Source organism: Rheinheimera tangshanensis, from assembly GCF_014645135.1.
Lineage (GTDB): Bacteria > Pseudomonadota > Gammaproteobacteria > Enterobacterales > Alteromonadaceae > Pararheinheimera > Pararheinheimera tangshanensis.
The window spans coordinates 1-13,044 of the sequence record NZ_BMLH01000017.1 but is presented as its reverse complement, the minus strand read 5'-3'; the positions used below and the strand labels follow the sequence as shown (position 1 = coordinate 13,044).

Genomic DNA, 13,044 nt, shown 5'->3' with positions numbered 1-13,044 from the left:
GCCTAAAAGCGCCGGTTTATTACTACCTTATATGGTTTTTTTCGGCTCCTTATTCGAAGGAATACTACCTTTTACGGATCTGAATACCTGCAAAGCCAGCACTTGCGCCTCGCCAATAACCTCAATATCTACAAAAATAGAGCAAACGTTCACCAACAACGATGACTTTCGTGTAAAGAACGCTGGCAATACTACCTTATACGGTTTTTTCTGCTAGGTATCAGCCGTATTACTACCTTATATGGTTTTACTGGGTCCACACGGCCATTAATACTACCTTTTACGGATCTGAAAACAGCCTAACCTCAGATTTCGCCCTGCTGACAACAGTCAAGTCGCACAAAATTTCAATATTTCCGAAATCCATAGGGCAAACTAACACCTCTAGATAGCGCACACGGCTTTGGCAAAGTTAAATACTACCTTATTCGGTTCTAAGCCAGCCTATCCAAGCTATTACTACTTTATACGGATCTGGATACAACCTAATTCGGTCTGCATATACCGGTTTCTGCCTGAGAAGGCTGCTGGGAGCGAAGCGATTAATCCCCATTATTCACAAGCTATTTTTATTTTTAACCGCGTTTTACGCCCCAAAAAATCGTTGTCTCTTACCTAGCCTTTGGCAGTCCATTCCAATTGGTTGTAAAAGCCGGCGATAGGAGCTCTCGTTTCATCCCCCAGGACTGCTTGGCGCTTTTGCTAGCGAAGTACAGAGAATTTGGCATTTGCTGGTTGATTTGGTCTATCAGTCCCATCAATGCAGAGTTACCCCGCACCGTATCGCTGGTGGCAAACAAGTCCTGCTGGCAAACACCATGAGCGTAAAAGTCTGAAAGCATAACTCCAGCCTTGGCATACCGAAAACCATCTTTCCAAATAGCATTCAGTAGCTTATTGGCAACATGCAGAAAATCTCGGGTATCATCGGATGGGTAGCTTAGTTCTGCGCTTCGGCTGTTTGAGTAGTAAGGGTCTAGCTGATGATCACTAAAAGGGCTCGTTCTTAAAAAGACACTGATACGTTTCGCCTGGCATCGCTCTTGTCTTAGCTTTTTACAGGCTCGGTGCACATACTCGGATACAGCCTCGTGCATTACAGCCAGCTCAGTGACTCGTTCGCCAAAAGCTCTTGAGCTGACTATTTCTTTCTTCGTAGGTGGTATATCTTCAAGCTCAATGCAGGATTCGCCGTTGAGCTCCATAACAGTGCGTTCAACCACGACTGAAAATTGCTGGCGTATCAGCTTAGTAGGTGCATCGGCTAAATCCAGCACCGAATGAATCCCCGCCTCTTCCAAGCGCTTGGTCAGTCGTCCACCTATCCCCCACACTTCGTTGACAGGCAATAAGGCCATCAACTTACGTTGCCGCTCCTTACTCGTTAAATCTACCACCCCACCCGTTTTAGACCACGACTTCGCACCATGGTTAGCCAGCTTTGCCAAAGTCTTTGTCGGAGCTATTCCGACACAAACCGCAATACCAATCCATTGCTGAATACGCTGGCGAATTTGATGACCAAAGTCTGTCAGGTTGATTGCAGTTGCTACCCCTGATAAATCCAGAAAAGCCTCGTCAATGCTATACACCTCAACAGCCGGAGCCATTTCTTCTAAAGTACGCATCACCCGAGCGGACATATCGGCATAGAGTGCATAGTTAGATGAAAAGGCAACTACGTTGTTTTTCTCTAAAAGCTCTTTGATTTGAAAAACCGGAACACCCATCTTGATACCCAGTGCTTTCGCCTCTTTTGAGCGAGCCACCACACAACCGTCGTTGTTCGACAGCACAACTACAGGCCGGTCTGCTAAATCAGGACGGAAAAGTTTCTCGCATGACGCATAGAAGTTATTGCAGTCTACCAAAGCAAAGACACGACTCATACGACTAAGCTCGTTTTGAGCGGGTCATTTGTCTGACCACATTGGTAACCACTCCGAAGAGGGCAAGCTCTGTATCATCAGTAAATGTGATGGGTGGATAAGCTTTGTTGCGTGGGATGAGTTGCACTTCTGGCACTAAAGCCAATTCTTTCACTGTAAATTCACCATTGACCTGAGCAATCACAATATCGCCGTGCTGCGGTGTCACAGAGCGGTCTACGACCAGGATATCGTCAGGATGGATCCCTGCCTCAATCATGGAATCTCCCTCCACCCGAACAAAGTAAGTCGCAGCTGGTCGCTTAATGCAAAGCTCGTTCAAGTCCAGCGTTTGCTCTACGTAGTCCTGCGCAGGCGAAGGGAAGCCAGCAGGGATTTTGCTCTGGTACAACGGAATACTGTAGTGGGTTGTAGGTTCTGCGAACCCAATAAACTGAAGTGTCATAGCACCAATTAACTGTGTTTATATACAGTCATATGATCGCTGTTTTCTACGGAATGTCAATAAGGCTTTTGCGCTTTAAAAAAGCGAGGGCTGACAACATTCACTTTGCCTCTTCCTGCCAGAAGACAAAGGCTAACGCTGACAGCCCTCACTCATTTGTATTATTCAGTTATTTCTAAACTAATCAATTGGGTAAATACTTCAGCACTTTCTTGAAAGCATTTTTTTGCAGAAAAAGGTCTTGGCTGGTACGATTTCTATCTAGAAAAAATAAAGGGCGGGGGAGAAAACACATGAGTATTAAAATTATCGGTGCACTTATCATACTAATATCAGTGGTTACATTGGTTGGTGGCCTTTACTGGATCAAGCACAACACGTAACACAATTACAAATCCCGAAACGTACTGAGAGGCATCTTTTCTACGCTCAGTTACTCTTTGAGCGGATAGTGGATATCTTCATACTCCTCTATCATCCTTGCAAGGCGCTCAAACTCCGCACCTTGACGTGTTCCTGGCTCAGATTCAAGAAGTTGCTCAATAGCTTCTAGCGCAGCTTGATGCTCCTGTTCATTTTTTATAGATGAACCTATTTTTATCACCCGTGTTAAATTCCCTGCAGCTGAGATTTGTTCATCAGTTAATGTTTGATTTGTATACTTCACCATCCTCATCTCTGAACGGTCTTTATCAAGCTCACAAAGCAAAATGTCTCCAACGGAAAAACTCAGCTCAGCACACAGATCGTCAGGTAAAGGTATAAGGTTATTGTCGATAATTTTAACTGAGTAACTCATGAGGAGACCCTCTGCGTAATGGCATTTGCGAAATAACGTGGCCTAACTAGAACAGCATCTTTTCAAAAAAATCAGCGTAAATATATACTAACGTACCACAGAAAAATTTGCCTATTTTGTTACATACAGTAAATGCGCTTGAGTGGAATGGAATTCTAATTCATTCAGGTCACACTGCCTAATCTGGTGTTGCGTACCTTTTTAAGCTGCTATTGCTAACTTATAGCGATCTGAATGCTATCTAAGCCTAAACAAACCCTCGTTTGTTGGACATTGCCGAAAAGCACAAGAACTCACTCACAAAGGCTTGCTTAAATGTCAATAAACCCGTACAACAATCTATGAACAGATTAGGTACCTTTTCTTATGATTATTGGCTACGCGAGGGTGAGCACTCAGGACCAGAATACTGCGCTACAGCTGGATGCTTTAAATGCATCAGGTTGCGAGCAAATATTCCATGAGCACATCACCGGCAAACATCGAGAACGACCAGAATTGTTGCAATGTATGCGTACACTGCGCTCAGGTGATGTGTTAGTCGTCTGGAAACTCGACCGCTTAGCCCGTTCTTTAAAAGATCTGGTTGAGATTATTGATGAGCTCCAGAAACGTGGAATAGGTTTCAAATCTTTGACTGAATCAATTGATACCACCAACTCAACGGGCAAGCTGATTTTTCATATTTTTGGCGCCTTAGCCGAGTTTGAGCATTCTCTGATCGTCGAAAGAACCAAAGCTGGCCTTGCTGCGGCCAGAGCCCGCGGCAAAAAAGGCGGTAGAAAACCGGCCCTTTCAGATAGTGATATAAAAAAGGCCGCGGCCATGTTATCTGATCCGATGATAACTAAAGCCGAGGTGTCAAAACACTTTAAAGTCAGCCGTACTACCTTAAATGCGGCGTTAAACCGAAACGGTTTTAAAATATAACTTTCCTCCCTGCACTGGCAGTGAGTTTATTTTTGTATGGAGACAAATGTGAATACCCCAATTTCTCAAGACGCCATTAACAAGGCCTTATGGTCGGCCTGTGACACGTTCCGCGGCACCATTAGCGCAGATACTTATAAAGACTTTATTCTGACGATGCTGTTCTTGAAGTACATCTCAGATGTATGGCAAGACCACTATGACGAATACAAAAAGCAGTATGGTGATGAACCTGAGTTAATTGAAGAAATGCTCAAGAATGAGCGCTTCGTGCTTCCTAAAGGCTCAAGCTTTTACAACCTGTACGAACGTCGCTATGAGCCTGGTAATGGTGAGCGCATTGATAAAGCCTTGCATGAGCTGGAAGAAGCCAATGGCACCAAGCTGAAAGATGCTGGTAAGAGTGTGTTCCAGGACATCAGTTTTAACACCGATAAATTGGGTGAAGAAAAGCAGAAAAATGACATTCTGCGTCATCTACTGGAAGACTTTGCCAAGCCAGAGCTTAACCTTCGGCCAAGTCGGGTTGGCTCTCTGGATATCATTGGTAACGCCTACGAATACATGATTAAAAACTTCGCGGCCAGTGGCGGCCAGAAGGCTGGCGAGTTTTACACCCCGCCAGAGGTCTCGGACCTGCTTTCAGCACTTTTAGAGCCGCAGCCGGGTGATAGCATCTGCGACCCTGCCTGTGGTTCAGGTTCGCTGCTGATGAAGTGTGGTCGTAAAGTGGTTAAAAATCATGTCAGCAAACACTATGCGCTGTTTGGTCAGGAGGCGATTGGTTCAACCTGGTCACTGGCCAAAATGAATATGTTTCTGCATGGTGAGGATAACCACAAAATCGAATGGGGTGACACCATTCGCAACCCCAAGCTTTTGGATAAAAACGGCGATTTAATGCTGTTTGATATCGTTACGGCTAACCCGCCATTCTCTTTGGACAAATGGGGCCATGACGATGCGGAACATGATAAGTTTGGCCGTTTTAAGCGCGGTATACCCCCTAAAACCAAGGGCGATTATGCGTTTATCCTGCATATGATTGAAACCCTTAAACCCAAAACCGGTCGGGTTGGTGTGATAGTGCCGCATGGCGTGTTATTCCGGGGTTCCAGTGAGGGCGCCATTCGTCAAAAGCTTATCGAAGAAAACCTGCTGGATGCCGTCATTGGCCTGCCTGAAAAACTGTTCTTCGGCACAGGTATTCCGGCTGCTATTTTAATTTTCAAAAAGCAAAAATCTGACAATAACGTGCTGTTTATCGATGCCAGCCGCGAGTGTAAAGCCGGTAAAAACCAGAACGTACTCACTGACGAGAATATCGAAAAGATCCTGGCAACTTATAAGGCCCGGCAGAATGTCGATAAATACGCCTACCTCGCGTCCTTAGAGGAAATTCAGGAAAACGACTTTAACCTCAATATCCCGCGCTATGTCGATACCTTTGAAGAAGAAGACGAAATTGACTTAATGGCAGTGCGTGCAGAGCGGCAAACCCTAAAGGCGCAACTAAGCGAGCTGGAAGGTCAGATGGAGCAGTATTTGAAGGAGTTGGGTTATGGTGCCTAGTGGTTGGGATGTAAAGAAAATTGGTGATGTTATCCAGCTAAGTAGCGGCGACACCAAACCTTCTGACCTTCAAATTAACAAAACTGAGTTACAACCATTTCCAGTTTATGGTGGCAATAATGTTATGGGTTATTCATCACAAAATAACTCAGATAAACCTATAGTTTTGATTGGCCGAGTGGGTGAGTACTGCGGCATTACAAGATATATAGACGAACCTTGTTGGATTACTGATAATGCGTTGTTTACTAAAAAGATTGATGTGTCTATCAACACTGAATATCTGTCTCTAAGTTTAAAGTATTATGATCTGTCAAGGCTGAGAAATAAAGGTGGACAACCATTGATTTCTCAAAAGCCTATATATGCTTTAAAAATTTCTTTCCCCCCACTCGCTGAACAATTCAAAATTACCGCCATCCTGTCCACTTGGGATAAGGCCATTAGCACCACAGAACAACTCATAGCCAACAGCAAGCAGCAGAAAAAGGCGCTTATGCAACAACTGCTCACAGGCAAAAAACGCCTGCTTGATGAGAAGGGAGAGAGGTTTAGGGGGGAGTGGCAAATATATGAACTTGGTGACTGGATCCGTGAATACTCAGAAAACTCAGTAATTAACGAACAGTATGAAGTGCTGACGTCTTCTCGTGGAGGGCTAGTTAAACAATCTGAATACTTCACTGACAGTCGAATTAGTCAACGTGACAACATCGGTTTTAACATCATACCACCGGGCTATATCACCTTTCGTTCCAGAAGTGATGATGGGCAATTCTTTTTTAATAGAAATGAATTTTCATTTACAGGCATCATTAGCACCTACTATCCGGTCTTGCACTTTCCGGATGGTGATTCTACTTTCTTTCTAAATTACCTGAATCGAAGCTCATCAGCTTTTGCCGGATATAGTGTTGGAACATCTCAAAAAGTGCTTTCACTTAATGCTCTAAAGTCTATTAAGGCTAGATTACCGAAAAAGGAAGAACAGCAAAAAATCGCTTCCGTTCTAACCGCGGCAGACCAAGAAATCGAAGCACTGCAAAACAAGCTCGAAGCTTTAAAGCAGGAAAAGAAAGCACTGATGCAACAGCTGTTGACGGGTAAGCGTCGGGTGAAGGTTGATGAGGTGGCGGCATGAGTATTAAGCGGCCGCGCACCATTCAGATATTTCTGCCTAGCGGCGACCCGTCAGGTATTCGTATCGCGGAGCAAACCACCTCTATCATTCGGTTGATAGAGGTGCCGCGCAGCGATATCGCAGACTTTGTGCAAATGCCTGAAGCTAAGCAGGTTGGCCTGTATTTTTTAGTCTCTGGCGAGGGGAAAGACGAGCTTTATATCGGGCAATCTGGTGAAGTCGGCACCCGCCTAATGCAGCATCACAAAGATGAGAAAAAGGATTGGGAGCGGGCTTTAGTACTGGTGTCGCTTACCAATAACCTGACACAGACCCATGTGCTATATCTTGAATCACTCTCCATAGAGAAAGCCAAAAACTGCCAGCGCTATGAAGTGGTAAATGGCAATGGCGGCCAAAAGCCCCACACGCCGATACCACTTAAAGCGGACTGCGACGAAATCCATGATATTGCAAGTTTGCTTCTAGCAACACTGGGCTACCCGATATTTGAAGCCTTAGTTAAGCCCACTGAAACCGCTACCGAGCAGCTCTTTATCTGTAATCGTGCTGGTGTCGATGCAATGGCTTATTACACCAATGAAGGTATGGTTGTACTTAAAGGTTCATCAGCACCTTTTGAAGCCAAGCGTAAAACGGATCATCGCATTGTAGAGAAGCGTGATGCTTTGCTTGAGAAAGGTATACTATCCCGTCAGGGCGATAACGTCGTATTTGAGCGCGACTACCTGTTTAAAACCCCAAGTGGCGCTTCTGGCTTTATGTTGCTGGGTTCATCGAATGGCTGGTTAGACTGGAAAACTGTGTCAGGAGTCACGCTGCATGACTGGACGAACCGATAACACAGTGGCGAAAATAAAATTGATTGACTATGCCTGCATAGCAATCAATAATAACGTTACGACTCACCCCTTACATGGTCATTAAGTTGGCTTATGTTTGGGGCGGAAAAACCGCCTTAATGGCGGTTTTTTCATTTAAGGGATAAGGAAAATCTTTGAGAACAATTGTTTACATTGATGGGTACAACCTCTTTTACGGCAGCTTAAAGCATTCCGCTGATAAATGGCTCGATATCGTTCGTCTGTTTACGAAGATTATCCATGCACAAAACCCTGACTCCGTGTTGACCGAGGTGAAGTTCTTTACGGCAGACATCCGAGCGAAGTTGGCAACCCATGGCCAAGACGCACAACACGCTCAAGCCAATTATCACCGTGCACTTGAATTTTTATACCCAGGCATAATTAAAATCGTGAAAGGGTACTATTCTGCTGAAAAAGCGAACCTCTTGGCATTTCAAAACCCGCCAGATAAATCGAACCGTGTCGCCGTCTGGAAGCTGGAAGAAAAGCAAACCGATGTAAACTTGGCACTGGAAGCCTACAGAGATGCCGCAAGAAACCATGCAGAGCAATTTGTATTTGTCTCAAATGATACCGATATTGCGACATCGCTTCGTTTGATCCGACAGGATTTTAATGAGCACGTAAAAATTGGGGTGATACTCCCCATAAGAAAATCTGTTTCAGGTCGTCCAGGAAATACTCAGCTGAGTCAATTTGCGGATTGGACACGCACATCAATTACCGATGATGAGCTCTCAAATCACCATTTACCAGCAAAAATTCCTACGAAAAAGAAACCAATTTTGAAGCCGGGGTACTGGTAATGGATAAAGTGAACCTAAAGTTTCAGGAAGAATACAGTGCCAAGCTACCGGCTCTGACCTTATTAACTAATCTTGGGTGGGATTTCCTACCACCAGATGTTGCTCTGTCTTACCGTGATGGCAAAGTGGATCAGGTAGTCTTCGTTAAAGTACTGCGCGAGGTGCTGGCAAGCCGGACCTTTCATTATGCCGGCAACGATTACCCGCTCTCTCAAAAATCGATTGATAACCTAATTAGTGAGCTGACAAGCCCTGCACTGAATGAAGGTTTAAAAGCAGCGAACGAGCGGCTTTACAATCACTTGCTGTATGGGATTTCTATAACGGAATTTGTCGCCGGCAAAAAACTGAGTCCCACCATTTCCATCATTGACTGGCACCATCTTGAAGCAAACCAATTCCATTTTACCGAAGAGTTTTCGGTCACCCGGGCGAATGGGTTTGATACGCGCCGGCCGGACATTGTGTGCTTTGTAAATGGCTTGCCGCTGGTGGTGATTGAGGCCAAACGACCTGATGGAAATGCTCTGAAAGGCCCTACGGTGCAAGAAGGTATTTCACAAAGCATCCGCAACCAGCGCCCGGGCGAAATTCCACACCTGTTTGCTTATGCACAGCTCTTATTATCCATTAATGGCACGGATGGACGCTATGGCACGATTGAGACGCCTGAGAAGTTCTGGGCCGCGTGGCGGGAAGAAGATATCAGCGATGGCGAAATGGCGCATATTAAAAATAAAGCCATTACCGGTGCAGCCCTCACCAATTTATTCAATCATCGGCCAAAACAGGATTTAACCTGGTATCAAAACCTCATTGCCGGTGGCGAGCTTACTGTCTCCAAACAAGATAAGTTAATCATCAGTCTGCTTTCCAAAGATCGCCTGATGGATATGGTACGGTTTTTTACCATCTTTGATAAAAAGGTCGGAAAAATTGTCGCCCGGTACCAACAGGTATTTGGGATCAAACGCCTGCTTACCCGAATCGCCAAAATCAAACCTAATGGTGGTCGTGAAGGTGGGGTGATTTGGCACACCACAGGTTCAGGCAAGAGCTTTACCATGGTTTTCCTGTCCAAAGCCCTTATCCTCCATGAAGGATTAAAGCAGTGCCGCATTATCGTGGTCACTGACAGGGTGGATTTAGAAACGCAGCTTTCCAAAACCTTTGCATCCGGTGGTGAGTTAGCGAGTAAAAAAGACAAAGAAGCGGCAATGGCCACCTCCGGTGCGAGGCTCGCAGAGCAGATTGGCAAAGGGAATGAGCGCATCATCTTCACCTTGGTACAGAAGTTTAATTCAGCCATGAAGCAGGATGACTGCTATAACCCAAGCCGAGACATCATTATCCTGATTGACGAAGGCCACCGTAGCCAAGGCGGTACCAACAGTGTGCTGATGGAAAAGGCTTTACCCTACGCGTCCTACATCGCATTTACGGGTACGCCGCTCCTTAAAGACGATAAGACCACGAATAAATTCGGCCCCATAATCCATGCCTACACCATGCAGCGTGCGGTTGAAGACCAAACAGTTACCCCTCTGCTGTATGAAGAACGCATTCCGGAGCTTAACGTCAACGAAAAAGCGATTGATGCCTGGTTTGATAAAATCACCAAAGAGTTAAGTGAAGAACAAAAGACCGATCTGAAAAAGAAGTTTGGTAAAAAAGGCCAGATTTACGGTGCGGATGACCGCATTCGGCTTATTGCCTTTGATATTGCCCAGCACTTTGAAAACTACATTCAGGACGGCCTAAAAGGCCAGCTTTGCTGTGACAGCAAGGCCTCTGCCATTAAGTACAAAAAATACCTGCTTGAAGCCGGCTTTACCGGTGCCGAAGTGGTAATGAGTGCGCCGGATACGCGTGAAGGCAATACCGAAGTGGGTGAAGAAGGAAAGCCCGAGGTTATTAAGTGGTGGGAAGAGAACGTACCATCCGGTGATGAAGTCACCTATACCAAACAACTGGTAGAACGGTTTGATAAAGATCCTTCGCTTAAAATACTTATCGTGGTCGATAAGCTGTTAACGGGATTTGATGAACCCAAGAACACGGTGCTTTATATCGATAAGCCGTTAAAAGGACACAACCTCATTCAAGCCATTGCCCGGGTTAACCGGCTTCATCCGGATAAGCAGTTCGGCTTGCTGATTGATTACCGCGGAATTTTACGTGAGCTCGATACCACCATTCAGGATTATCAGGATTTAGCGGCCCGCACCCAGGGCGGCTATGACATTGACGATATCAAAGGGCTTTACCAGCAAATGGGCAGCGAATATAAGCGCCTGCCACACCTATACAAAGAACTGTGGTCAACCTTTGACAGTGTGAAGAACAAATCTGACATTGAAGCGCTTCGCAGCGTCCTGGTACCGCACATGGAGATGGTTGATGGCCAGATGGTCGATACCCACTTAAAACGCCGGGAGGACTTCTATGAGCGCCTGACTAACTTTGCTCGCTGTCTGAAAGTCGCGATGCAGAGTTTAAGCTTCTTCGAGGACACGGCGTTTACCGACAAGGACCGGCGCACCTACAAAGAAACCCTGAAACAGCTAACCAGCCTGCGGCAAACCGTACAGATGGACTGTGGTGAAACTGTCCGTTATGACGAATATGCCGCAGAAGTGAAAAAACTTTTAGACAAACACGTTGCCGGGGTAACAGTACGTGATCCGGAAGGTGCCATTATTGTCGATGAGCTTGGCAAGGATAAGAAGCCGGAGGATTGGAGCGAGGATAAAACCCGCAACGAAACCGACCTCATCCGCACTCGCGTAACCAAGATGATTGAGCAAGAGTTAAGGGATGATCCGTATGCACAGGAAGCCTTCTCTAAGCTCTTACTCAAAGCCATCGAAGAAGCAGAAAGCCTGTTTGAACACCCAAACAAGCAATACGCGCTTTTCAAAGACTTTGAAGAGAAGGTGAAAAACCGGCATTTGGATGATATCCCTGATGCCTTTCATGGCAATAAACATGCTCAGGCCTACTTTGGTGTCTTCAAAAAACATCTACCAGAAGGCTTTGCCCTGCAGGATCAGCAAGTCCAGGATAAATGGGTGAAACAAGCGTTTCATATCGACAGCATCGTAGACAGTGCCGTTGCAGAGCATTCGATAAATCCACAGAATATTGAAGCGGAAATTCGCAAAAAACTACTGCCTTTAATGTTTAACGAATGCAAAGCCATTGGTGCCGGCTCCAATCAAGCCAAAACCATGGTCGAGGCGATTGTCCAAATTGTCCGTGTTGGTTTATCTGAGGTCTGATTAGCGTGAATGTGGCCATTGAAAGGGCACCCAAGCCCGAGGGCGTCATACTGAATTTCTTCTACGGTGACGAGAATATTACCTTTGAGCGGGTTAACCGGCAAAAGGCCGGCAAAGCCCTTATAAAAGTGCACCCAGATTGCCGGGTTCAGGTGAGTGCTACGCCGGATGTCCCTGATGCAGAGCTAATTAAGGCAGCCAAAAAACGTGGCCGCTGGATTTACGAACAACTCCGAACATTCCGTGCCCAACTTGAGCATGTTAAACCGCGAGAGTACGTTAGTGGTGAAAGCCATTACTACCTAGGGCGCCAATATCTGTTAAAAGTGATAATTGACCCTTCCTCGGTGCAAGGCGTCAAACTCTACCGCGGTAAGATTGAGGTTAGCGTGCGTGAGCGTAACGTAGATCGCATCAAGTCGCTCCTCGAAGGCTGGTACAAGGAAAAAGCCAAAGACGTCTTTAAATCGCGTTTAGAGGCGATTATGACGCAGGCGATCTGGTTAGAACAAAAACCAGAGCTTCGGTTCCTGACCATGCAAACTCAGTGGGGCAGTTGCTCACCCAATGGACGGATCACGTTAAACCCGTTATTGGTTAAAGCTCCCAGAGAATGTATCGACTACGTGATTTTGCATGAGCTGTGTCATATTGCTGAGCACAATCACAGCGAGCGGTTTTACCGGCTGCTAAGCCAGGTCATGCCGAGGTGGGAAAAGACGAAAGCTAAGTTAGATGGTATGGCGCAGAAGGTGTTTTTATAAAAGTCGAGATTACCGCAACGCTGCACAATGGCAGCAATTAATCGACTTATGGCACACATCAGAACTGAGCACCATGTCATTTTACAAATGGCGGCAACGCTTGGCTCCACAAACTGAGCAAGCGCCTGACCACCAGAATACGCAGTTTATCGATTCAATGTTGCCGCTGATTTCCCGAAGCGCTGCTAGCTGTGATTCTCTATTGTAAAACTTCTGCAGGACATCACCAATTACATTTTATTCTCGAATGCAAAACGTCACCCGAATTTACCGCCTCGATCACTGGATGCTTACCACCCGTTGCACTTTCACGAAACCACAAGTTTCAGCAATCATCCAGTTAATCGATCGTCAGGAATGAGCGAAAAGCAGACGAAAAAACGATTAATTTGTTCCAAAAACCAATGTCTGTAACTCACTGAAAGCGTAACCGTTCATTCTACGCCGTCTTCCAGCCCTAATTCCCGCGCGATAATCTGAACTCCTGAATTTACAGGAGAACGATCATGGCAAGAATTCATCGCAGCGCCGCGCAGTGGCAACATTTTATT

At 45.7% G+C, this 13,044-nt stretch carries 10 protein-coding genes; 7 read left to right on the top strand and 3 right to left on the bottom strand.

Annotated elements, in window-relative coordinates:
- Positions 1-611: 611 nt before the first annotated feature.
- The 3 genes from umuC to IEW88_RS18485 form a co-directional block, all read right to left on the bottom strand.
- A complete protein-coding gene (gene umuC, locus IEW88_RS18495; RefSeq protein ID WP_147905538.1) occupies positions 612-1,889 on the bottom strand; it encodes a translesion error-prone DNA polymerase V subunit UmuC in 1,278 nt (425 codons plus the stop codon).
- Between the two features lie 4 nt (positions 1,890-1,893).
- Positions 1,894-2,334, bottom strand: coding sequence for a translesion error-prone DNA polymerase V autoproteolytic subunit (umuD, locus tag IEW88_RS18490; RefSeq protein WP_147905539.1), 441 nt, complete (start codon positions 2,332-2,334; stop codon positions 1,894-1,896).
- A gap of 433 nt (positions 2,335-2,767) precedes the next feature.
- A complete protein-coding gene (locus IEW88_RS18485) occupies positions 2,768-3,133 on the bottom strand; it encodes a hypothetical protein (protein WP_147905540.1) in 366 nt (121 codons plus the stop codon).
- Between the two features lie 366 nt (positions 3,134-3,499).
- Between IEW88_RS18485 and IEW88_RS18480 the strand changes: the two genes are divergently transcribed.
- The 7 genes from IEW88_RS18480 to IEW88_RS18450 all read left to right on the top strand — a co-directional run bounded on the left by IEW88_RS18480 (position 3,500) and on the right by IEW88_RS18450 (position 12,493).
- Entirely contained in the window at positions 3,500-4,063 is a 564-nt protein-coding gene (locus IEW88_RS18480) for a recombinase family protein (RefSeq protein ID WP_147905541.1), read from the top strand.
- A 48-nt stretch (positions 4,064-4,111) separates the two neighbouring features.
- Positions 4,112-5,635 carry a type I restriction-modification system subunit M gene (locus IEW88_RS18475; RefSeq protein WP_185148667.1) on the top strand — a complete coding sequence of 508 codons (1,524 nt, stop codon included), beginning with the start codon at positions 4,112-4,114 and terminating at the stop codon, positions 5,633-5,635.
- Positions 5,625-6,776, top strand: a complete 1,152-nt coding sequence (locus IEW88_RS18470) for a restriction endonuclease subunit S (RefSeq protein ID WP_147905543.1) — start codon at positions 5,625-5,627, stop codon at positions 6,774-6,776. Before IEW88_RS18475 ends, IEW88_RS18470 begins: the two co-directional genes overlap by 11 nt.
- Complete coding sequence (locus tag IEW88_RS18465) at positions 6,773-7,618, top strand: GIY-YIG nuclease family protein (protein ID WP_147905544.1); 846 nt, start codon at positions 6,773-6,775, stop codon at positions 7,616-7,618. The genes IEW88_RS18470 and IEW88_RS18465 overlap by 4 nt, the downstream gene beginning before the upstream one ends.
- 155 nt (positions 7,619-7,773) lie before the next feature.
- Complete coding sequence (locus tag IEW88_RS18460) at positions 7,774-8,448, top strand: NYN domain-containing protein (protein WP_147905545.1); 675 nt, start codon at positions 7,774-7,776, stop codon at positions 8,446-8,448.
- Positions 8,448-11,729, top strand: a complete 3,282-nt coding sequence (locus IEW88_RS18455; RefSeq protein WP_147905546.1) for a type I restriction endonuclease subunit R — start codon at positions 8,448-8,450, stop codon at positions 11,727-11,729. Before IEW88_RS18460 ends, IEW88_RS18455 begins: the two co-directional genes overlap by 1 nt.
- A gap of 5 nt (positions 11,730-11,734) precedes the next feature.
- Positions 11,735-12,493 (top strand): M48 family metallopeptidase, encoded by a 759-nt coding sequence (locus IEW88_RS18450; RefSeq protein ID WP_229670622.1) that lies wholly within the window; start codon positions 11,735-11,737, stop codon positions 12,491-12,493.
- Positions 12,494-13,044: the final 551 nt, after the last annotated feature.